We start from the raw sequence: 21,288 nt of genomic DNA on the forward strand, positions 1-21,288 counted from the left end.
TTCGCTTCGCCTGCAATATGTTTCAGCCGAACAACCGAAGCGAGGCGCGCATGTTTCTGCTGAACAGCACTTCCGACTACCGTCAGCCGCTCGACCCGCGGGACGCCGAAACTCTCGGAATGGAAGCCGCAGATGCCGTCGAGCGTCATCTGGCGTTCCGGGAAAACCATGCGGAAACGCCGCTCGTTGCCCTGCCGGCGCTGGCGGCCGAGATCGGTGTCGCCGCAATCCACATCAAGGACGAAGGCCATCGGCTTGGCCTCGGAAGTTTCAAGGCGCTGGGCGGCGCCTATGCGGTGATCCGGCTCGTCCTTGAGGAAGCGGCAAACAGGCTGGGCCGCCCCGTCGATGTCTCGGAATTGCATTCCTCGGCTGTCCGAGAGGTGGCCGAAACGATGACCGTCGCCTGCGCCACCGACGGCAATCACGGCCGGTCGGTGGCCCAGGGTGCGCAGTTGGTCGGAGCCCGGGCGGCGATTTTCGTGCATGCCGGCGTCAGCGACGAACGGGTCGCCGCCATCGCCCGCTTCGGCGCGGAGATGATCCGTGTGGACGGAACCTATGACGATTCCGTTCGCGAAGCGGCGCGCATTGCCGAGCAAAAAGGGTGGACGATCGTGTCGGACACCTCATGGCCCGGTTATGAGCGCATTCCCGGGCTGGTGATGCAGGGCTACACCGCCCTTGTCCGGGAAGCGCTGAGAGAAATGCCGCAGCCGCCCACCCATGTGTTCATTCAGGCAGGCGTCGGCGGGATCGCTGCGGCTGTCGCCGGCCACATGGCCATCGCCTTCGGCGACAAACGCCCGACCTTCACAGTCGTCGATCCCGCCCGCGCCGCCTGCCTGTTCGAAACGGCGCGGGCGGGACATTTGGTGACCGTTGCCCATGGCGAGCCGACCGTCATGGCGATGCTCGAATGTTACCGGCCCTCGCTCGTCGCCTGGCGTATCCTCTCTCGCGTCGCCGACGCGTTCATGACCGTTGAAGAAGACGAGGCGATCTCGGTGATGAAGCGGCTCGCCAACCCGGCTGGCAACGATCCCGCGATGGTCGCCGGCGAAAGTGGCGGCGTCGGGCTTGCCGGGCTGATCAGTGCTGCCAGCGATCCCGTGATCAAGGCGGCATTGTCCATCGACGGCAATTCGCGCATCTTTCTCGTCAACACCGAAGGCGCGACCGACCCCGGCAAATATCAAGAGATGGTCGGCCGATCACCGGCCATGGTCGCCTGGGACAGGACTGGAGCTTCAGCATGAGCCATCGTTCGATCGATTCCGCGCGTCTGCTCGTACGCATCGCCGAGCTCGGCGAGATCGGCCGCGATGCCGAGGGAAGGCTTGTCCGCTTGGCGGCCTCCGATACCGAAAAGCTGGGGCGCGATCGGTTTGTCGCCTGGCTCGAGGACGCCGGGCTGGACATCGCCGTCGACCGCATCGGCAACATCTTCGGCATCTGGAATGCCGCCGGCGTCGGGGAAAAGCCGATCATGATCGGCTCGCACATCGACACGGTGATCAATGCCGGCATCTATGACGGATGTTATGGCGTGCTGTCGGGCCTCGAGGTGATCCAGACCCTCAAAAGCCAAGGGTTCGAACCGTCGCGGCCGATTGTCGTTGCCGCCTTCACCAATGAGGAAGGGGTGCGCTATGCACCCGACATGATGGGTTCGCTGGTCTATTCCGGCGGCCTCGATATCACCACGGCGCTGAAGACGATGGGCACGGATGGCACCGTGCTCGGCGACGAACTGGCGCGGATCGGCTATGCCGGCCCCCATGCGCCCGGCTTCATGACGCCGCACGCCTATGTCGAACTGCATATCGAGCAGGGTCCTGTTCTCGAGAGGGAGGGCGTATCGGTCGGCGCGGTCGAGAACCTGCAGGGTATTTCCTGGCAGAAGGTGACCATCGACGGGGATGCCAACCATGCCGGCACGACACCGATCTCGATGCGCCGGGACGCCGGCTACGCTGCTGCCCGCGTCATCACCTTCCTGCGGGACCGCGCGAAGGCATCGAACACCCCAACGGTGGCCACCGTCGGCTGCATCGCTTTTGAGCCGAACGCCATCAATGTCATTCCGTCACGCGCGACGTTCACGGTGGATCTGCGTGATCCGGACGAAGACCGCCTGAAGGAAGAGGAAACCGCGCTCGCCGCATTCCTCGACCTGCTTTCCTCAGACGAGAAGGTCAGCATATCCGTCGAACGACTGGCACGGTTCGAGCCGGTCAAGTTCGATCAAGCGATCGTTCGGCGGATCGAGGCTGCCGCCAGGGATCGCGGTCTCGCGTGCAAGCGCATGACATCGGGCGCCGGCCATGACGCCCAGATGATCGCCCGCATGGCGCCAAGCGCGATGATCTTCGTGCCGAGCCGCGGCGGCATCAGTCACAATCCGAAGGAGTTCACCGCTGACACGGATCTTGTCGCCGGGGCGAATATCCTCCTCGACGTCATCTGCGGACTTGCAACAGGGAAACGGCCCGAATGAGCATGGACAGCCAGCTGCTGCAACGGGAAATGACCGCCTGGAGGCGCGACCTTCACCGCCATCCCGAATTCGGCTTCGACGAGAAGCGGACGGCGGCCTTCGTCGCTCGGAAATTGCGAGAGTTCGGGCTCGACGAGGTTGTCGAAGGTGTCGGCGGCACAGGGGTTGTCGGAACGCTCGGGTGCGGCGGCGGCAACCGCTCCATCGCGCTGCGCGCCGACATGGATGCGCTCAGGATTACCGAACAGGGCGATCGGCCCTATCGCTCGCAGACCGAAGGCCTGATGCATGCCTGCGGCCATGACGGGCATACGGCGATACTGCTTGGCGCCGCCAGGATGCTGGCGGAGGACGGCAATTTCGACGGCACCGTCCGGTTCATCTTTCAGCCGGCCGAGGAATGGGGCAAGGGCGCCCTGGCGATGCTCGCCGATGGCCTGATGACGCGTTTTCCCTTCGACGAAATCTATGGCCTGCACAATATGCCGGGCCTTCCGGTCGGCGTTTTCCAGACCCGCGCCGGCGCGATCATGTCGGCGGAGGATAATTTCGAGATCGTGCTCAAGGGCGTTGGCGGACACGCCGCACGTCCGCACTCCGGCAACGAAGTCCTGGTCGCCGCCTGCGCATTGGTGACGAACCTGCAGACCATCGTTTCCCGTCGGCTCGATCCGACGGATATCGGCGTCGTCTCGGTGACCGAGCTTCTGACCGATGGCACCCGCAACGCCCTGCCTGGACTGGCGCGCATTCTAGGCGATGCCCGCAGCTTCCGCCCCGAGGTCAGCGCGCTGATCGAGAAGCAGATGCGCCTGATCGCAGAAGGGACGGCGCTCGCCCACACTATTTCGGCCGAGGTGAATTATACGCGAGAATTCATTCCCCTGCTCAATGATGCCGCCCTGGCCGAGGAAGCGTTTGCCGCGGCCAGCAGCATCTTTCCATCCGAAAACATCAAGGTCCGGCGCGAGCCGATGACCGGATCGGAAGACTTCGCGCGGTTTCTCGACCATGTCCCCGGCTGCTTCGTCTTCCTGGGCAATGGCGAAGACTCCGCGCCGCTTCACAATCCGCATTACGATTTCAACGACGACGGACTGATCCATGGCGCCAAATTCCACACGAGCATCGTCCGTCGACGGCTGAAGGCAAGCTGACATCCGGTCGGCGTGCCCCCGCCGCCTTCGACCCGTTTTCGCATAGCAGCGCATTGCGCGAATGGACGAAGGCATTTGCAACCGCCTTCGCCAAACCATTGACCAACGGCCTGCGATGTGCGCCTCTCATGGCTTGCACAAGGAAAATCCCATGCTCAAGTTTCTGCTCACCCTCTCCTTGGGTGTTTTTTGCGTCTCGCCGCTTCAGGCCGGCGAACTCACTTCCGCCACCAAGAACTGCCTGTCGGGAGAAAAACAGGGGCACTGCGAGCGCTGGGTCAAGGATTACAAGACGGCCATGGAGCTGGCGCAAAAAGGCGATCACGGCGCACAGGTAACCGTCGCCTTCTGCCTGTCCACCGGTTGCCATGGTGCCGTCACCATCGACAAGGTCGCTTCCTGCAGCTGGCACCTCGTCATCGCCAATTCGGGTGCCGCGACCGTGCTCGATGGTTCCAACCTCAGGAACACCTGCCGGCCGATGACGGCGCCGGAGAAAGACCAGGCCCGCACCTTGTCCCGCGATCTGGTCCAGAAGATCTACAAACGCCCGATGGTCACGACCGATCAAATGTAGTCTTCATCTCGCTGATTTTGATTGAATTTCCGGCCCTTAAACTTCTGTCCACGGACTGCTGATCGTGTCCGGACCGCAGTGATGATCGTCATCGCAGCTCGGCAATCTTGCCGCTGCCGATGACGATCCGCACGGCGCGCGGTGATGTTTCTGCGTCGGCAGCGATGAAGCTGGCGTGCTGATCAATGCATGTCGCCCAGACGTGTGCAGCGGTTCTGGGCGACATGCATAAACAAAGGAGCCAGCTTCACGCTCGACGCCGGCGTGAAAATAAATCCCATTGCCCTCCCGGCTTTCGCAGCTATTCTGCCGACACAGAAATCGGGAGGAGCACTGATGATCCTGCACTGCGTATTCCTGCGGCTGAAGACCGCGGTGACGAGCGACGACAAGCAGTCGCTGTTTGCGGCGATCGCCGCCCTCAAGCAGATCATTCCCGGCATCTTGGATATCAAATACGGGCCGAACGTTTCGCCCGAGGGGCTGCATGGTGGCTTCGTCGACGGTTTTGCCGTGACCTTTGAGAGTGCCGAGGCGCGCGACGCCTATCTCATCCATCCCGAGCATGTGACCGTCGGCGAGCGCATCGTCTCGTCGACGGATGGAGGCCTGGCCGGCATCCTGGTCTTCGACCTCAATCTTTAAAGCAGTCCGTTGCCTCGCCAAGCAAGACGTAGTTTCTCGCTCGAAACCCGATCTTGATAAAAGCTGCAGATTGACCGCTTGCGCAGTCCTGGGGAGCAAAACCCTTTGGCAACGTCTCCTCGACCGAGGACGAAACCTCATGCCTAGCCAAGACATCGAGCTCTTGAGAACGATTTAACGCTGCAATCTCGATTGCTTCCTTGCCGATCAGCACAAATGCAAAATGCCCTTCGTTTGGCACGTAGTTGTTCGCGGCCAGATATTCGTTCACCCTGGCGGCCAATGCATCGTTGGAAGGCAATCGATCCTGGTAGGGCTGGAGCAGGCAAACCGCCTGAGCATCAAAGGACGATATCTGAGAAAACTTCGTGGCCTTGCCAAGCGGGATGTTTCTGAAAGCGTCTTCGTCCAAGGAGCCGGCCTTGGCCAACGGCCCGTAGACAATCGGCGCCAACGTCACCAAAAACGCAATAGACCTGATGAAGCGCATTCTCGTCCCTATCTACCGCACAGAGACCGAATACAGCCCTGCGTTGCTTCCGGTGTCAACAAGGCATTTTCAAGCGATCACGGCTGTACGCACTCCCATTAAAGCGGCTTCGCACTTTTCTTGGGATTGCGTCGGGGGCCGCGACCGAAGCCGCGGCCCTTGCTCCTCAGCTCGATTTCGCCATGGCGGCGGCGAGCTGGTCGACATTGTAGCGGAACATCTTCTCATAGGTCGGCGCCGGTCCCTTGGCGTCGGACAGGGACTCGACATAAAGTTCGCCGCCTGGCTCGGCACCGGTTGCCTTGGCGACCTGTTTGACCAGGCGCGGATCGTTGGAATTTTCGAAGAAATAGGCCTTCACGTGTTCGCCCTTGATCTGTTCGATCAGCTTGGCGACGTCGGCAGCCGAGGCCTCGCTTTCGGTGGAGAGACCGAGCGGCGCCAGGAAAGTGACATTATATTCGCGGCCGAAATAGCCGAAGGCATCATGGCTGGTCAGCACCTTGCGGCGATCGTCGGCGATCCCGTCGAATTTCGTATGGGCGTAGGCGTTTAATTCGTCCAGCGTCTTGGTGTATTTCTCGGCATTGGCCTTGAAGGAAGCGGCATCGGCAGGATCGGCCGATGACAGCGCCTTTTCGATATTGGCGACCCAGATCTTGACGTTGACGGGGCTGTTCCAGACATGCGGATCGGTGATTTTTTCGCCGTCCTCTTCCATGGTGCGGGTGTCGATGCCTTCGGAGACCGTCACCGGCTTGCCCTTGTAGCCCGAGGCGGTGATCAGCCGGTCCATCCAGCCTTCCAGCCCTTCGCCGCTGACGAAGGTCACCTCAGCCGCATTCAAATGCTTGGCGTCGGCCGGCGATGGCTCGAATTCATGGGGATCGCCATTCGGCCCGACCAGGCTCTTCACATCGACGTGGTTGCCGCCGACCTCTTTGACGACATCGGCAAGCACGGTGAAGGAAGCAACCACCTTCAATGTTTCGGCAGAGGCGGGCATGGCCGACAGCGCCATCAAAGCCGGAATTGCTGCGGAGAGAAGCAGTCTGTGCGGTGTCATCGAAGTCTCCTTGGGATCAGCCCTTTAAATGCGGGCGGGGAAAGAAGCGCCTGGCAATGCCGGAGGGCGCGAAAAAGATTGAAAAGGCATAGAGGATTGCCGCCGTCATGATGATCGTCGGGCCGGAAGCAAGTTCCAGATGGTAGGAGGCGATCAGGCCGAGATAGCCGGAGGCGGCGGCACTGGCAGCTGATATCGCCATCATCACCGGCAGGTTGCGCGACCAGAGCTGGGCGACGGCCGCCGGCAGCATCATCAGGCCGACCGCCATCAGTGTGCCGAGCGCCTGGAAGCTGGCGACGAGGTTCAAGACCACGAGCAGCAGGAAAAGCACGTGATAGACCGGCCCACGCCCGCCGACGGCGCGCAGGAAGCCGGGATCGAAGCATTCGGCCACCAGCGGCCGGTAGATGACGGCAAGGATGACGAGGGTCAGCGAGGTGATCGCGCCGATCAGATAAAGGGCAGAAGCATCGATCGCCAGAATGGTGCCGAAAAGCACGTGCAGCAGATCGATATTCGAGCCGCGCAGCGAGACGATCAGCACGCCGAGCGCCAGCGACGCGAGATAGAAGCTGGCAAAGCTCGCATCCTCCTGCAGCACCGTCATCCGGCTGACGGCGCCGGAAAGCAGTGCCACCGACAGGCCGGCGACTAGGCCGCCGATGCCCATCGCCGTCAGCGACAGCGAGCCGGCGACGAGATAGCCGATCGCCGCCCCCGGCAGCACGGCATGGCTCATGGCGTCGCCCATCAGGCTCATGCGCCTGAGCATCAGGAAGACGCCGATCGGCCCGGAGCCGAGCCCGAGGCAGAGGCAGGCGACAAGGGCGCGGCGCATGAAACCGAAATCGGCAAACGGCGCGAAGAAGAGATCGTAGACCGTCATGCCGCCGGCGCCTGTTCGGGGCCGCAAGCCTCGGCATCCTCATCCCAGCGCTCGGCCATGGCGCGGGCCTTCAGCAGATTGGTTGACGACATGACCTCGGCGGTCGGTCCCCAGCCGACAAGTTCGCGGGCAAGCAGCAGGGTCTCGGGAAAATGCGCGCGCACGAGTTCGAAATCATGCAGCACGGCGATCACCGTGCGGCCCTCGCCATGCCAGCGGGTGACGATATCGATGAGGTCCCGGGTGGTGCGGGAATCGATGGCCGTAAACGGCTCGTCGAGCAGGATGATGCCGGCATCCTGCAGCAGCAGGCGGGCAAAGAGCACACGCTGGAACTGGCCGGCCGACAGCGATCCGACATGGCGCCGACCGAAGCCTTCAAGCCCGACGGCGGACAGCGCCTCGCCTGCCCTCTTCATATCAGCGGGCGCGATGCGGCCGAAGGCTCCGGCCGTCTTCCAGGCGCCGAGCATGACAGTGTCGATGACCGAGATCGGAAAACGCCGGTCGATCTCAGCCGCCTGCGGGAGGTAACCAAATTCCGCCCGCCCCAGCCGGTGCTCCACCCTGCCCTCGACTGGGCGAAGCTCACCCATGATCGCCTTCAACAGCGTCGACTTGCCAGCCCCGTTCGGCCCGGCAATCGCCGTCAGGCTGCCCGGCGCGAAGGCGCCGGAGACATGATGGATAGCGGGATGCCGGTTATAGGCGACCGTCAGATTGTCGATACGGATCACCGGCATCATGGCAGCAGAACCGCCCAGTGAATCGCCAGCCAGAGCACGGCGACAACCAGCGAGATGCCGATCACCCTTGAAAAAGCCGACTGTCCCAGCAGGCTGACGAAGGGGCGGTCGGGGCTCGGGGGCATAGCTGATCCTACAATGTAATAACATTACGGTTATGTTATAACGATTGCGGCGAGATTGAGGCGAGGTTTGTTTGCGAACTTGTTATTGCGGGATAGGGAGGTGCGGCGAATTGACCGGCAAATGCTTCAGGGCGGGATAGCGCATGTAAGGGTCTTCGGAGAGCCTGAACCCGTCGATGCGGTGTCGATCAGCAGCGGACGCCTGAGCGGAATGGGAGCCAAAGAGAGCTATCGATGGGAGGCACAATGCGCGCATATCCGGCCAAACGCCGCTGCCTTTCTCCAAAAGCACCCCCACCCTCCGTCCTCCTCGGGCTCGAGGATCCACTTTGCCCTCGATTGCACCGGGCGTGGATCCCAGGCTCGGAGGCCTGGGATGACGGAGTTTGGGGAAAACCATGAGCAGGAGGCGCGGCGACGCTGCCATTCCGTCACCCATCGCTGGATTTGCCACAAAGCTCACCCCACTCTTCGTCCTCCTCGGGCTTGACCCGAGGATCCACTCTGCCCTCGATCGGCACCGGGCGTGGGCCTGGCATGACGGAGATTGGGGGTGCATTTCCGCTAAACTCGCCGTCGGCGTGCCCCTCATCCGGCTGCCGCCACCTTCTCCCCGCGCGCGGGGCGAAGGGGGATATGCGGCAACCTCTCCGTCCCGCACCAGCGCCTTGCGGGGCACGTCCCCTCTCCCCGTTTTTTCGGGGAGAGGGTTAGGGTGAGGGGCAATCTTCGGGCCTGAACCGGACAGCAACAGATGAACATCCATGCCCGGGTTTAATTTGCCCGGATCATGCATTAGATCAGCCTTCTGAATTTCCCCGTTTGAAAGATCCCGCCTTGGCCCTTTCCACCTTCGATACGCTTTTGCAGAAGATCGAAACCCGCAACGCCCGTGCCGGCATCATCGGGCTCGGTTATGTCGGCCTGCCGCTGGCGATGGCGGTGGCGCGCAGCGGTTTTGCGGTCACCGGCTTCGATATCGATCCCGGGAAGATGGTGGCGCTCGATGCTCGCCGCTCCTATATCGACGCCGTCAGCGATGCAGCACTTGCCGCCGAGATCGAGGCCGGGCGTTTCCAGGCGACGACCGATTTCGCCGGGCTTGCCGCCTGCGACGTCATCATCATCTGCGTGCCGACGCCGCTGACCAAACACCGCGATCCCGACCTTTCCTTCGTCGAGGCGACATCGCGCTCGATCGCCCAGCATCTGCGCCCCGGTCAGCTCGTCGTACTGGAATCGACAACCTATCCCGGCACGACCGACGACATCGTCAAGGTCATCCTCGAAGGCACCGGGCTGAAATCCGGCGCGGATTTCTTCGTCGGCTTCTCGCCGGAGCGCGAGGATCCCGGCAATCAGCATTATCATACTGCCAGCATCCCGAAGGTCGTTGCCGGCGATGGCACTGAAGCGCTGGCGCTGATGAAGGCCTTCTACGGCGCGGCGGTATCGACTGTCGTGCCGGTCTCCTCGAACGCGACGGCCGAGGCGGTGAAGCTGACCGAAAACATCTTCCGTTCGGTCAACATCGCGCTCGTCAACGAGCTGAAGACCGTCTATGCGGCGATGGGCATCGACGTCTGGGAAGTGATCGACGCGGCCAAGACCAAGCCCTTCGGCTACATGCCCTTCTATCCCGGCCCCGGCCTCGGCGGCCATTGCATCCCGATCGATCCCTTCTACCTTACCTGGAAATCGCGTGAATACGAGCTGCCCACCCGCTTCATCGAGCTGGCCGGCGAGATCAATTCGGCGATGCCGCGTTATGTCGTCGGCAAGCTTGCCGAAGCGCTCGACATTCGCGCCGGCAAGGCGCTGAGCCGCAGCAAGGTGCTGGTGCTCGGGCTCGCCTACAAGAAGAACGTTGCCGATATAAGAGAGAGCCCGTCGCTGCGGCTGATCGAGATCATCGAGGAACGTGGCGGACGGGCCGACTATCACGACCCCTTCGTCGCCGAAATCCCGCCGACACGTGAATATCAAGCGCTGAAGGGGCGCAAATCGGTGGCGCTGACGCCCGAGGCGATTGCCCGCTACGATGCAGTGCTGGTGGCGACCGACCATGACAGCGTGGATTATGCGGCGCTGGCAAAAGGCGCTACGCTGATCATCGACACGCGCAACGTTTTCAACCGGCTCGGCCTTTCGGCCGATCACGTCATCAAGGCGTGACGGCCATAGCTAAGAAGGGATGCTCGATGGCGCGCGTTCGTTTGACCGAGTTCCGGCAGAACATCGCATCCTATTTCGATCAGGTCCTGTCCTCTGATCGTGACCCGTCGAGGGTCGGAAGCAATGGTCTTAGTTGCCGAAGGCGAATACGAAAGTATGCGGGAGACGCTGCACCTGCTCTCGACATCTGCCAATTTTGTCCGGCTGCGCGAAAGTATCGCACAGCTTCGTCAGGGGTAGATGCTCGAGAACCATCCAACTCTCTGACCTGAAGCGATGCAGTTCAAAGTGCTGCAGCGCCCTTGCGCGTCTTATATTCATCCGCGCCGGTTTCTTTTGTTAAGCCAGATTTCATCCCTGCAGTTTAAGCATGCTGAGTGCGCCACAACCATTTCGGGGGCGGATTGGATTAGTTCCGAGGGAGGAATATCTTGAAGAGTTTTGTTGCTGCGGCTGTCGCAATCGGTGTTGTCTGCTCCTGCGCTTCTGTCGCGTCCGCGCAGACGAAGGGTGACTGGGTTCTCGGAAACTACAAGGGCGCCGGTTATTGGTTCCCCGGCGTTATCGACACGGTCGCAGGCGGGAAGGTCACGATCCGCTATGATGACGGCGATAAGGAGACCGTTCCTGTGAGCGACGTGCGTCCTTACGATTGGGTCATCAGCAAGAAGGTGGAATGCAACTACAAGGGCGCTGGCGATTGGTATGCCGGCAAAATCACCTCGCTTGGCGGCGAGAAGATCGGCATTGCCTATGATGACGGCGACAAGGAAACCACCCGCACCGGCCGTTGCCGTTCCAAATAAGTCCGTCCCTAAACTAGGGTAAGATCAGCCCGTCGCCTCAAAGCGGCGGGTTTTGCTTTCTTCGGTGGGCGTCTCAAATGACGGGCGGCGCTGCAGAAAGCGATTTTCCGGTCATCCGGCTGGCGGCCACTGCATAACCGCCTGATGCACCGTCGATGAAATGCATGTGGTCGCGCGAAATCGGCGTCGGCACGAAGCAGGTCATCAGCGCCGAGGCCTGCCGATGCAGGCCGTAGCGGGCAATGCCCCTGGCCCGCGCCGCTTCCAGCAGGGTCTCGATCCGTTTCAGATGTTCGGCATCGACGTCGACCGTCATCTTCAGCCCGTCGTCGAATTTGCGGAAATCGGAATTGCCGGCGACGTCGCGCTTGTAGCGGCGCGCATCGAAGCGGCCGAGCGGAATGCCGAGCCTGTAGAACAGCACGGTCACCGCGAGTTGCAGGAAGATGAAGAGCTTCTGCCGCAACCGCCGGCCGGCCGGCGCGGTGGCCTTGGCCTCGCGGTTGATGCCGTGCAGCGAGAAGGCGAAGTTTGGGCCGCCGGCCGGCACCGGATGGCTGTCGCGGTTCTGCTCGGTGGTGATGGCGACGATGCCGTTGACGAGGTCGCGGAATTCTTCGCCCGGCCGGCCTTCGCCGGGAACCGCGATGATCGAGACGATCTCGCCGTTTTGCGCATCGATCGGGCTCCAGCGGCACGAGAGGCCGGTCAGATCCGGACGTGTTCCGGACGCCCCGCGCTCGACGGCGTAATGGCCGAGCTTCATCTGCCGTTCGGCCCAGCTGGTGCCGCCGCCCCAAAACATCGCATAGGTGACATGCGGGCTTGCCGAGTAACGCGCGACGCGGACGTCCAAGCCCTCTGCGCGCGTGTCCGTGACCGGAACGATGGCGATGCGCAGCATCAGGCCGAGATCTTCCTCGACCCAGACCTGCACGGCGGCAAGGGCATCACGCGCCGCCTGCTCCAACGAGCCCGGAAGCGCGATCAGGGCGCCGTCGCCACCGAAGACGAAAGGATAATCGCCCTTGCCGACAGCGTTGAGGACAGCCGAAATGACGCTGGCGCCCGCCATGTTGACGTCCTTGTACCGGCCGCCGGCAATCGCCTGCGTCGAGCCGACGATATCGGCAAGCGCCAGCACCCACCTCTCCGGCAGCGGCCGGTAATTGGCGGCATCGGTCACGCCCTCGAAGGCGCTGAACAACGGCACGGCGGCAAAGAATTCTTCGTCGGTCACGGTTTTCATGTCATCCAGCTTAGCACAGACCCATGTTGCCACTGCAACGCCATTTCCCATTTACGGCAATCGACTTGGCAAGGTTTCATGTGTTAGCACGCGCTCACGATTTTTCATGACGGATATGGATTAGATGAGCCGCCTCGACAGCTTCATTCGCCGGTTGACGGCCCAACGCGACATTTTGAACGCGATCATCGATCTGGTCGGCGAAATCGACGGCCCGGTGCTGGAATTCGGCCTCGGCAACGGCCGCACCTATGACCACCTGCGCGAAAATTTCCCCGGCCGCCGCATCGTCGCCTTCGACTGGGAGGTCCGCTCCTATTCGGCCTCGACGCCGGCGGCGGAGGATATGGTAACCGGCAATATCCGCGACTCCGGCCAGGCCTTCCTCGGCATCGGCGCGGCGCTCGCCCATGCCGATATCGGCACCGGCCATGACGAGATCGACGCGGTGACGCTCACCTGGCTGCCGCAACTGATGGCCGGCGTCCTCGCCCCAAACGGCATCGCCGTCAGCGGCCTGCCGCTGGAGCATGCCGAACTGCTGGCGCTGCCGCTGCCGGAGGGGATCAAGGACGGGCGGTATTTTCTGTATCGGAGGACATGAGCAGGCGGATGAGCCGACTACGCGGCACGGGGAGGCGTGCAAAGCACCACATTGTATGAGCGAATCCCCCGGCACGTCGCGAACCAAGCCCATCTCGTGGCCATCGAAGTTAAAAGCCTCCCCGCCCAAGCGTCGCTTTTGAACGCCGACGCGGTGGAACTGCCTCATTGCAATTTATGCGTTTGAATTGTAGCTGTTTTTTGGTCGGCCTACGGGTCCGAGCCGATAGGTGAGGATCACCAAGGTCGCAGCTGGCAGAGATGGAGCATTTAAAGTGGGGTTTACTGAAGCTGCCGGTACGGTTCTGGTGCAGAAGTATGCAACGTTCTCCGGCAGGGCCTCCCGCTCGGAATATTGGTGGTATGTTTTATTCTATATTTTAGTGCTGATTGCGATGGGCGTCTTGTGCAATGTGGTCGCCGGCTTTTCCGATTTCCGGGACGGAGTTCCCCCACCACTCGCCCTCCTCTTCTTCCTCTGCGGATTGATTTGGCTCGCAATGTTTTTGCCAGCGATAGCAGTTCAAGTTCGCCGCTTTCATGATCGCAACATTTCCGGTTGGTGGTATCTCGGGCTGTGCATTGCTAATTTCGTTCCCTACATCGGTCTGATTGCAGTTATTGCGATCCTGGTGATCAACGTGCTTCCGGGCACCGAAGGTCCGAACAAGTTCGGGCCCGATCCGTTGCGTCCTCAAGCGCGCGCGGAGGTCTTTGCCTAAGAGCTGGGTATCCTCAACTTTGTGCTAGCGCCTGTTTGAAACAACCGACTTATTGCAATTTCTGCGTTTGACTTGCAGCTGGTTTTCATCTGATATTTCGGTAATTCCAAGGCGATGGTCAGTGATCGCCGCGCCAGTAAGCAGAAATGAGCATTTCAATGGGGTTTACTAAAGCCGTTCGGACGGTTTTCAAGGAGAAATATGCGACCTTCTCTGGCAGGGCTTCCCGCTCGGAGTATTGGTGGTCTTATCTTCTCTATATGCTGGGGTTGATTGCATTTGTGATTGCAATTAGTGGAACTCTCGTCGCCGCTCTTAGTGACATTGCATCTTTGTCACTAATGATTGCCCTCCCAGTCATCGGCGGATTGCTTGTCCTTGCAGCTTTGTTGCCAGCGATAGCCGTTCAGGTCCGCCGCTTCCACGATCGCAACATTTCAGGTTGGTGGTATCTCGCGCTGTTCATCGGCAGCTTAGTTCCTTACGTCGGTATCATTGCAGGGATCGCGATCCTCGTGATCAGCGTACTCAAAGGCACAGAGGGCCCAAACAAGTTTGGGCCGGATCCGCTGCGTCCCGAGGCGAGAGCAGAGGTTTTTGCGTAAAGAGCAAGTCTTGGCTGCCGACGGCGTTGTTCCTTCCACCTTGACTCAGTTTTCGCGTCACCTGGCGCCAGTTTTTGAAGCAACCGGCTTATTGCAATTTTTACGTTTGAATTGTAGCTGTTTTCTCCTGCGAATTATTATCGCAGCAAGACGCTGGAGAACCCGCCGGCTACCGCGCTTGCAAGCAGAAATGGGAAATTAATATGGGGTTTACTCAAGCTGTTCGGACAGTTTTGACGCAGAAATATGCAACTTTCTCCGGTAGGGCCTCCCGTTCCGAATATTGGTGGTTTCAGCTGTTCTATGGATTGTTGGCTCTCGCAATAGTAGTTTTGGCCTTCGCTGCAGGCGCGTTTTCCGGCCAGCAGGGCGGAACATCTTCACTGGTGGTCGTCCTTATGATTATTGGCGGATTGTTGGCGCTCGGCCTCGTTTCGCCGATCCTAGCCCTTCAGGTTCGCCGCTTTCATGATCGCAACATGTCCGGTTGGTGGTATCTTGCGGTGATCATCTTGGGCATGGTTCCCGTTATCGGTCGCGTTAGCGGCCTCGCGATTACCATTATTTCCGCGATGAAGGGCACCGAAGGTCCGAACAAGTTTGGTCCGGATCCGCTGCGTCCCGACGCGCGGGCAGAGGTCTTTGCCTAGAAGATGACAATGCGCAACGCCGGCCTGCTGGTGGCTTTGTTCCTGGCCACCTCGGCTCCCTTTCCGCCTGCGCAAGCGCAGGACAGCAGCAGTCAGCAGGTTGAGGGCGGTGATCCTCAAAGGAGCGCCGCTGGGGCGGAATATGCCTCGCAGTGCCAGCAGAACGGCCTGCGCTGTACGCTGGTCTATGGCGACGCCTCTGCAAAAGACGCACCGGCATCGAATACGACAACATCGTCACCGCAACGCAAGCCATTGTTTATCCCGCGTGAGCCGGTCGTCAGCGGTCCTCTGGCGGTTGCCGTGGTGCTTGTCGGTCTCATCGTTGTCATCGGCTTATGGATCCGCTTCGGAAATGGCGGTGTCTTGCTCTCGTCTGCTCCTCGCGAAATGAAGCGGCAGGGGGAGGCGCCGGAAAGCTGGCGCACATCGGCCGCGGAGGCTGAGGAAAAGCCGAGCGATTTTCTGCAGCGCATTGCGGCCATGGCGGATCGGCGGCAGGCGCTTGTCCTGCTGCTCAGGCATTGCCTGCTGCACGCGGCGGATATTACTGGAACACGTTTATTCCGCGCCGATACGGAACGCGCCGTTTTCGCCCGGCTGCCGAAAAATATGCCCGACCGCGAGCGGCTTGCAAATTTCCTGACTGCGGTGGAACTCGTCCATTACGGCGGCCGCAGCGTTGCGGAAAACCATTTCAGCACCCTGCTCGCCGCGGCGCGCGACCTTCTGTCGATCGGCCGATTGACCCATGCGTAAGTCGGCCCCCGTTTTGATCCTGATTCTGGTGCTTGGGCTTGCAGCACTGGCGCTCTTCTGGCTGCCTCGGGATAACGATTATGACCATTCGCCTCTCGGCAGCAAAGGCTTGCAGCTGTGGCTGGAGGCTAAAGGCATACCCGTTGTCCGATCCAATGCGCATGTCACCAAAGCACGCTCGCAGATCTCATTGCGCATTCTTTCCCTGCCGATCTCGAAGGATGAGGTCGTCGCCCGCAAAGGCGAGGTTGGCGCCCCTCGGGCAGACGAGGAAACGGGCGAGGCGGGTCTGGAAAACTGGTCCTATGAGGCGATCAACCACGAGCTGCCGACGCTGATAATAATGCCAAAATGGCGCGGCAGCGTGTTGAAGGATGGTATTGCTAGGCAATCGGATCTGGTTGCTCTCACCGACATCCAAGAAGAACTCGACAAGATCGATCCTTCGGATTTTCGTCTCGATCGATACGGCCCGAGTTTTGAGCAGGCGCAACCACACCTAGAGCCGGGCCAGCCGGTCAAGATCGCCTTGTATGAGGCACAGACCTTCGAGCGGGAGAGCCTGCCAAGCCGCTGCCACGAGCTCGCGGGTATGCCGTCAGGTGCGCTGATCGTCCAGTGCGAGGACAACCCGTTTGTCTATCTGCTGTCGGATCCCGACCTGTTGAACAATCACGGGATGGCCCTGGCCGATAACGCCTCCTTCGCCGTGTCGCTCGTCACGCTGCTGCGCGGCGCCAGCGAGACGCGGCCAATCTATCTGGATACATCAGGCCAATCTCTGGACAGCGAAAAACCGGCTGACGAGGGCAAGTCCTATGAGCGCTCTGCCTCCGATCTCAAGCGGTTTTTCGCCTATCCGCTGTCGCTCATCTGGGGAACGCTGCTCGTCGTCGCAACAATCTGCTTCTGGCGGGGCGCCTATCGCTTCGGGCCGCCTTTGCGTGAGACATCCGCAAACATCGAGCTGTCGAAGACTGCCGCGATCGACGCCACGGCGCGGCTCTTGCGCCTATCGGGCAATGACGGCCGGATGGCCGGTCAGTTCGTGCTGCATCTGCTTGCCGACAAGGCGCAGCTGCTCTTCGGTTCCGGAGCTGGCAATCAGGCAGGGATAGCGCGGCTGTTTCAACGTCTGGCGCGCCGCGACAAGGCGGGAGCGCAGGCCTTGCATGCCGCAGCCGAGGCGCTGATCGAACGCGGACATGTGATGACGCGGGCGGATCTGCACCGCCATCTCGAGATATTCAGAAAATTGCTAGGGAGCATTGAGCTTGGATCTAGGTGAATTTCGCAATCTGATCGCCACCGTTCGCGGCGAAATCGGCAAAGTGGTGCAGGGGCAGGATGCGATCATCGATCTCGTCCTGATCTCGATCTTTGCCGGCGGCCACTGCCTCGTCGAAGGCCCTCCCGGCACGGCCAAAACCCTGCTTGCCCGTTCGGTTTCCGCCGCCATGGCACTAATCTATCGTCGCATCCAGTTCACGCCCGATCTGATGCCCGGCGATGTCCTGGGTGTTAATCTCTTCAACTTCCAGATCAATCAGTTCCACCTGACCAAGGGTCCGATCTTTACCGACATTCTTCTCGCCGACGAGATCAATCGCGCTCCGCCGAAGACGCAATCCGCGCTGCTGCAAGCGATGAACGAGCGGATGGTCACGCTCGACGGAACCGATTATTCCCTGGGACCGGATTTCTTCGTGCTTGCCACGCAAAACCCGATCGAGCAACAGGGCACCTATCCCCTGCCCGAAGCCCAGCTCGACCGCTTCCTGTTCAAGCTCGTCGTCGATTTTCCCGACCGCGATACGGAAATTGCCATTCTCTCCAAACACGCCAAGCAGGCGCTGCAATCGGATATGCGCAATGCCGGCATCCGCCCGCTCGTCACCAGTGCGACGCTCGCCGAGGGGCGGGCGCTGATCGATGCGATCCATCTGGACAGCACGATCCTGACCTATGTCGTCGACCTGGTGCGCGCGACGCGCTCTGATGCCGATATTCTCTACGGCGCATCGACGCGCGCCGCCGACGCTCTGGCCTCGGCCGTTCGTGTGCGTGCGGCATTCGAGGGCCGGGATTACGGCTTGCCGGATGATGTTCAGGCATTGCTGGTGCCGGCGCTTCGCCACCGCATCATTCTCTCGCCTTCGGCCGAAATCGACGGCCGCACGCCGGACGAGGTGCTCCGCAACATCATGAACCGCGTGGATGCGCCCCGTTAAATGCGCCCATCCCGGTATCTGATCGCGGTTGTTCTGATTTTGGCGGCGGTGACGGTTTTCGTCAGCGTGTGGTGGCACGATATGGGCTACCTGTTACTTGGCCTGTGGGTCGCGCTTGCGGCACTGACGGCAGGCGATCTGGTCATGTCGGCCTTGTCGGGCCGGATGACGGTGGAATTCGATCTGCCGCCGCAAGGTTTTGTCGGCCACACCGTCGCGTTCACCGCCACCATCCGGCCGCAGAAGGGCGCAGTGCCTGACAATATCGAGATCCGGCTCGATTGCGCTCCCGAGCTTGTCGTCGGCGAAAGCAGATCGGCAAGCGCCATGCCAGTCTCTGGAGAGAAATCTGCCGGGGCCTCTTTGGATCTTCACCTGACGCGACGGGGACGATACGCCGTCCATGAGCTGTGGCTGAAGTGGCCGTCGCGGCTGAAGCTGCTCGAGATGATCGCGCGAATGCCGGTGGGAAAAGAGATCGCCGTCCTGCCCGACATATCGCCGGTGCTGTCAGGGGCGATAAGGACGCAGATCCTGCCGCTGGAAGCCGGCCAGAAAGATCTGCGGCTGCGTGGCGAAGGATCGGAGTTCCATCAGCTGCGTGAATTTGTAAGCGGTATGGATCCGCGCAGCATCGATTGGAAGCGGTCCGCCCGGATGCGCAATCTGGTGGTGCGCGAGATGCGGGCCGAACGAAACCACCAGATCATCCTGTGCATCGATTCCGGACGGCTCATGGCCGAACAGCTCGGCGGCTTCACCAAGCTCGATCGCGCCATCAACGCGGCATTGGCAATGTGCTGGGCCGGTGGCCTTGCCGGCGATCTCGTGGGTTTCTACAGTTTCGACAGCCGCCCGCGCCTGTTCGTGCCGGCCTTGCCTGGAAGAGCAGCCTTTCCGCGGCTGCAGACGATGTGCGCCGAGCTGCGGTATGAAACCCAGGAGAGCAATCATACGCTGGGACTGACGCATCTGTCGGGGCGCCTGAAACGACGTTCGCTGATCGTGATATTCTCCGATTTCGTCGACAGCATCACGGCGGAGCTGATGATCGAGAACATTCAGGTGCTCGCCCGGCATCATTTCATTGTCTACGTCGCCTTGCGCGATCCGATGCTGGCAAAGCTGGTGGAACCCGAGGAGGTGACGCTGGACGCTATCGCCCGCTCCGTCGCAGCGCGCCAGATCCTTCAGGAGAGGCGCACGGTGATGGAAAAGCTGGCGCGTCTCGGCGTACTCTGCCTCGACAGCACACCGGAGGCACTGACCTCGGATCTTATTGCGCGTTACATCGAAATCAAATCCCGTGAGATGATATGATGGATATCGGTATCAGCGACAGGAGAGATACGGGCGGGACGGTGAACGTCGGCGCTGTCCAGACCGATATGCTTCGCTCGGCGCGCTTCCGGGTGGAGCGCGAAATGCACTGGCGTCAGTTGGACGACCTCGTGACGCGGGCCGAGAAAGGTGGCGCGGCCACCCTCGGCTATGATGAGGTCCGCAATCTCACCGCCGGCTACAGGCAGGCGATGAACTCGCTGAGCGTGGCCCGCGACATTTCCCTCGATCGTGCGCTGATCGCCTATCTGGAGAGCCTCTGCGCCCGGGCCTATCTGGTCGTCTATGCGCCGCAGGAAAGCCTCGGCGGCCTGTTCACCCGCCTGCTGGTGCAGGGCATTCCGCAGGCGGTGCGCCGATCGGCTTTGCCTCTGTTCATCGGTTTCCTGGCGCTCGTTCTGGGGGCGCTTGCGGGCTACAAGCTTTGCACCAGCGATCCGAGCTGGTTCTACACCTTGGTGCCGCCGGGGCTAGCCGACCAGCGCACCCCGGATGCATCGGCCGATTATCTCCGCTCGACGATCTATGGCGGTGAAGGGCATGACAGCGACCGGCTCTCCGCCTTTTCCGCATTTCTCTTTTCCCACAACACCACGATCGTCGTGCTGATTTTCACACTCGGCATTTTCGTGTCGGTGCCGAGCTTCATCCTGACCTTTTACAATGGCCTGATCCTGGGCGCGTTCTTCGCGATGTTTGCTCGCAAGGGCTTGGGATACGACGTCTTCGGCTGGCTCTCGATCCACGGCGTAACCGAGCTTGCGGCCATCGCCATTGCCTGCGCGGGGGGAGCAAGGCTCGGACTTGCCGTTCTTCTGCCGGGGGCACGAACGCGCCGGGAGGCGTTGCGTCACCAGGGACGTGACGCTGTCAAGCTCGCGATCCTTGCGGCGCTGATGCTGATCGCCGCCGCCTTCATTGAAGGTTTCCTTCGCCAGCTGATACAGGATCCGATCTGGCGCCTCATCATCGGTTGGGGGATGGGTCTCTTCTGGGTGGGCTGGCTGCTGTTTAGCGGCCGCGACAGCAAAGTTTCGCGTGAGCCTGCGCGATGAACCAGTCAGTTCAGGACGGCAACCGCGTCGAACAGTTCATCCCGCCGGAGGGTGTTCCGATCAGTTTCGCGATCGGCTCTATCGGCAGCCGCCTCGGCGCGCAAATCCTCGACATTATCTTCACCGGTATCCTTATCTTCATCTGCGCCTTTGTGATCGCCTTCACAGGGATACTGCCTTCGAACGTCGAGATGATGCTGATCATCTTGCTGGGTTTCTTGGTGCGGACCCCCTATTACATTTTATCGGAGCTGATCTGGAACGGACGCACGCTCGGGAAAAAGATAACCGGCATCCGCGTCATCAACGCCGGCGGACGGCGGCTGACGCCCCATCAGGTTACCGCGCGCAACCTGATGAAAGAGGTGGAGATCTTCGCTCCCATGACCCTTTTGGCGTCGATTGCCACGCAGTCGGGATTGGAAAACGCTTTGACGTGCGCCTGGCTTCTGGTGGTGGTGATCGTTCCGCTCGCCAATCGGCGCCGGCAACGGCTGGGCGACATCATCGCCGGCACGCTGGTGGTCGACAATCCGCGCTCGGTGCTGCTGTCCGACCTCGCATTGTCCGCCCCTGCCGCCTCGCAGCCGGACTTCGAATTCCTGCCCGAGCATCTCGATGTCTACGGAAAATATGAGCTGCAGACGCTGGAAGACGTGCTTCGCGACACGACGAAGAGCCGCAAGAGCGAGGAAATCGCCCAGATCGTGCGCACCATTACCCGAAGGATCCAGTATCCCGATACCGTCAAGCCCGGCCAGGAATTGTTCTTCCTCAAAGAGTTCTACCGCGCCCAGCGCGAGCACTTGGAGAGCTTGAAGCTTTTCGGAACGCTACGGGAGAATAAGTATCATGAGCATACGCGGACAGAGGCGACGAAACTCGTTTGAAGTGGCT

Annotated in this window: 24 protein-coding genes; 18 read left to right on the forward strand and 6 right to left on the reverse strand. The window is 61.0% G+C overall.

All coding sequences use genetic code 11. The features are described 5' to 3' along the window. Nucleotides 1-50: 50 nt before the first annotated feature. The 5 genes from RCCGE510_RS03650 (at nucleotide 51) to RCCGE510_RS03670 (ending at nucleotide 4,879) form a co-directional block, all read left to right on the forward strand. Nucleotides 51-1,259, forward strand: coding sequence for a diaminopropionate ammonia-lyase (locus tag RCCGE510_RS03650; RefSeq protein ID WP_007627255.1), 1,209 nt, complete (start codon nucleotides 51-53; stop codon nucleotides 1,257-1,259). Next, complete coding sequence (locus RCCGE510_RS03655; RefSeq protein WP_007627256.1) at nucleotides 1,256-2,500, forward strand: Zn-dependent hydrolase; 1,245 nt, start codon at nucleotides 1,256-1,258, stop codon at nucleotides 2,498-2,500. The genes RCCGE510_RS03650 and RCCGE510_RS03655 overlap by 4 nt, the downstream gene beginning before the upstream one ends. Next, nucleotides 2,497-3,657, forward strand: a complete 1,161-nt coding sequence (locus RCCGE510_RS03660) for a M20 aminoacylase family protein (protein ID WP_007627257.1) — start codon at nucleotides 2,497-2,499, stop codon at nucleotides 3,655-3,657. Before RCCGE510_RS03655 ends, RCCGE510_RS03660 begins: the two co-directional genes overlap by 4 nt. Nucleotides 3,658-3,808: 151 nt before the next feature. Beyond that, nucleotides 3,809-4,234, forward strand: a complete 426-nt coding sequence (locus RCCGE510_RS03665; RefSeq protein ID WP_007627258.1) for a hypothetical protein — start codon at nucleotides 3,809-3,811, stop codon at nucleotides 4,232-4,234. A gap of 336 nt (nucleotides 4,235-4,570) precedes the next feature. Next, the gene (locus RCCGE510_RS03670; RefSeq protein ID WP_007627260.1) at nucleotides 4,571-4,879 is read left to right on the forward strand and encodes a Dabb family protein; all 309 of its coding nucleotides are present in this window, start codon (nucleotides 4,571-4,573) and stop codon (nucleotides 4,877-4,879) included. Here the strand turns inward: RCCGE510_RS03670 and RCCGE510_RS03675 are convergent. The 5 genes from RCCGE510_RS03675 to RCCGE510_RS35945 all read right to left on the reverse strand — a co-directional run bounded on the left by RCCGE510_RS03675 (nucleotide 4,869) and on the right by RCCGE510_RS35945 (nucleotide 8,195). Beyond that, nucleotides 4,869-5,369: a hypothetical protein gene (locus RCCGE510_RS03675; protein ID WP_007627262.1), complete on the reverse strand. Its 501-nt coding sequence runs from the start codon at nucleotides 5,367-5,369 to the stop codon at nucleotides 4,869-4,871. The two genes, RCCGE510_RS03670 and RCCGE510_RS03675, sit on opposite strands and share 11 nt — an antisense overlap. A 166-nt stretch (nucleotides 5,370-5,535) precedes the next feature. After that, nucleotides 5,536-6,435, reverse strand: a complete 900-nt coding sequence (locus RCCGE510_RS03680) for a metal ABC transporter substrate-binding protein (RefSeq protein WP_007627263.1) — start codon at nucleotides 6,433-6,435, stop codon at nucleotides 5,536-5,538. A 16-nt stretch (nucleotides 6,436-6,451) separates the two neighbouring features. Then, nucleotides 6,452-7,324, reverse strand: a complete 873-nt coding sequence (locus RCCGE510_RS03685) for a metal ABC transporter permease (protein WP_007627265.1) — start codon at nucleotides 7,322-7,324, stop codon at nucleotides 6,452-6,454. Then, a complete protein-coding gene (locus RCCGE510_RS03690; RefSeq protein WP_007627266.1) occupies nucleotides 7,321-8,070 on the reverse strand; it encodes a metal ABC transporter ATP-binding protein in 750 nt (249 codons plus the stop codon). Before RCCGE510_RS03690 ends, RCCGE510_RS03685 begins: the two co-directional genes overlap by 4 nt. Next, complete coding sequence (locus tag RCCGE510_RS35945; protein WP_007627267.1) at nucleotides 8,067-8,195, reverse strand: hypothetical protein; 129 nt, start codon at nucleotides 8,193-8,195, stop codon at nucleotides 8,067-8,069. The genes RCCGE510_RS03690 and RCCGE510_RS35945 overlap by 4 nt, the downstream gene beginning before the upstream one ends. Nucleotides 8,196-9,032: 837 nt before the next feature. On the opposite strand from RCCGE510_RS35945, the gene RCCGE510_RS03695 reads away from it, so the two are divergent. The 3 genes from RCCGE510_RS03695 (at nucleotide 9,033) to RCCGE510_RS03705 (ending at nucleotide 11,176) form a co-directional block, all read left to right on the forward strand. Beyond that, entirely contained in the window at nucleotides 9,033-10,370 is a 1,338-nt protein-coding gene (locus RCCGE510_RS03695) for a nucleotide sugar dehydrogenase (protein WP_007627269.1), read from the forward strand. A 123-nt stretch (nucleotides 10,371-10,493) separates the two neighbouring features. Continuing rightward, a complete protein-coding gene (locus tag RCCGE510_RS35460) occupies nucleotides 10,494-10,610 on the forward strand; it encodes a hypothetical protein (protein ID WP_240539621.1) in 117 nt (38 codons plus the stop codon). A 191-nt stretch (nucleotides 10,611-10,801) separates the two neighbouring features. Next, entirely contained in the window at nucleotides 10,802-11,176 is a 375-nt protein-coding gene (locus tag RCCGE510_RS03705; protein WP_007627274.1) for a tudor domain-containing protein, read from the forward strand. A gap of 73 nt (nucleotides 11,177-11,249) precedes the next feature. On the opposite strand, the gene RCCGE510_RS03710 is transcribed toward RCCGE510_RS03705, so the two are convergent. Continuing rightward, nucleotides 11,250-12,425: a DUF3095 domain-containing protein gene (locus RCCGE510_RS03710; protein WP_007627276.1), complete on the reverse strand. Its 1,176-nt coding sequence runs from the start codon at nucleotides 12,423-12,425 to the stop codon at nucleotides 11,250-11,252. 124 nt (nucleotides 12,426-12,549) lie between these two features. On the opposite strand from RCCGE510_RS03710, the gene RCCGE510_RS03715 reads away from it, so the two are divergent. The 10 genes from RCCGE510_RS03715 (at nucleotide 12,550) to RCCGE510_RS03760 (ending at nucleotide 21,281) form a co-directional block, all read left to right on the forward strand. After that, complete coding sequence (locus RCCGE510_RS03715) at nucleotides 12,550-13,029, forward strand: class I SAM-dependent methyltransferase (protein ID WP_007627278.1); 480 nt, start codon at nucleotides 12,550-12,552, stop codon at nucleotides 13,027-13,029. A gap of 274 nt (nucleotides 13,030-13,303) precedes the next feature. Then, nucleotides 13,304-13,750, forward strand: coding sequence for a DUF805 domain-containing protein (locus tag RCCGE510_RS03720; RefSeq protein ID WP_007627280.1), 447 nt, complete (start codon nucleotides 13,304-13,306; stop codon nucleotides 13,748-13,750). A gap of 158 nt (nucleotides 13,751-13,908) precedes the next feature. Next, entirely contained in the window at nucleotides 13,909-14,355 is a 447-nt protein-coding gene (locus RCCGE510_RS03725) for a DUF805 domain-containing protein (RefSeq protein ID WP_007627282.1), read from the forward strand. 203 nt (nucleotides 14,356-14,558) lie between these two features. After that, nucleotides 14,559-15,005: a DUF805 domain-containing protein gene (locus tag RCCGE510_RS03730; RefSeq protein WP_007627283.1), complete on the forward strand. Its 447-nt coding sequence runs from the start codon at nucleotides 14,559-14,561 to the stop codon at nucleotides 15,003-15,005. 3 nt (nucleotides 15,006-15,008) lie between these two features. Continuing rightward, nucleotides 15,009-15,764 (forward strand): hypothetical protein, encoded by a 756-nt coding sequence (locus RCCGE510_RS03735; RefSeq protein WP_037077661.1) that lies wholly within the window; start codon nucleotides 15,009-15,011, stop codon nucleotides 15,762-15,764. Then, on the forward strand, nucleotides 15,757-17,052 hold the full coding sequence (locus RCCGE510_RS03740) for a hypothetical protein (RefSeq protein WP_007627285.1): 1,296 nt from the start codon (nucleotides 15,757-15,759) through the stop codon (nucleotides 17,050-17,052). Before RCCGE510_RS03735 ends, RCCGE510_RS03740 begins: the two co-directional genes overlap by 8 nt. Next, entirely contained in the window at nucleotides 17,039-17,995 is a 957-nt protein-coding gene (locus tag RCCGE510_RS03745) for a MoxR family ATPase (protein WP_007627286.1), read from the forward strand. The genes RCCGE510_RS03740 and RCCGE510_RS03745 overlap by 14 nt, the downstream gene beginning before the upstream one ends. Next, nucleotides 17,996-19,315, forward strand: a complete 1,320-nt coding sequence (locus RCCGE510_RS03750) for a DUF58 domain-containing protein (protein ID WP_007627287.1) — start codon at nucleotides 17,996-17,998, stop codon at nucleotides 19,313-19,315. Further along, nucleotides 19,315-20,391, forward strand: a complete 1,077-nt coding sequence (locus RCCGE510_RS03755; RefSeq protein ID WP_007627289.1) for a stage II sporulation protein M — start codon at nucleotides 19,315-19,317, stop codon at nucleotides 20,389-20,391. The genes RCCGE510_RS03750 and RCCGE510_RS03755 overlap by 1 nt, the downstream gene beginning before the upstream one ends. After that, entirely contained in the window at nucleotides 20,388-21,281 is an 894-nt protein-coding gene (locus RCCGE510_RS03760; protein ID WP_007627291.1) for an RDD family protein, read from the forward strand. The genes RCCGE510_RS03755 and RCCGE510_RS03760 overlap by 4 nt, the downstream gene beginning before the upstream one ends. Nucleotides 21,282-21,288 lie beyond the last annotated feature (7 nt).

The organism is Rhizobium sp. CCGE 510 (genome assembly GCF_000292525.1).
Taxonomy (GTDB): Bacteria; Pseudomonadota; Alphaproteobacteria; order Rhizobiales; family Rhizobiaceae; genus Rhizobium.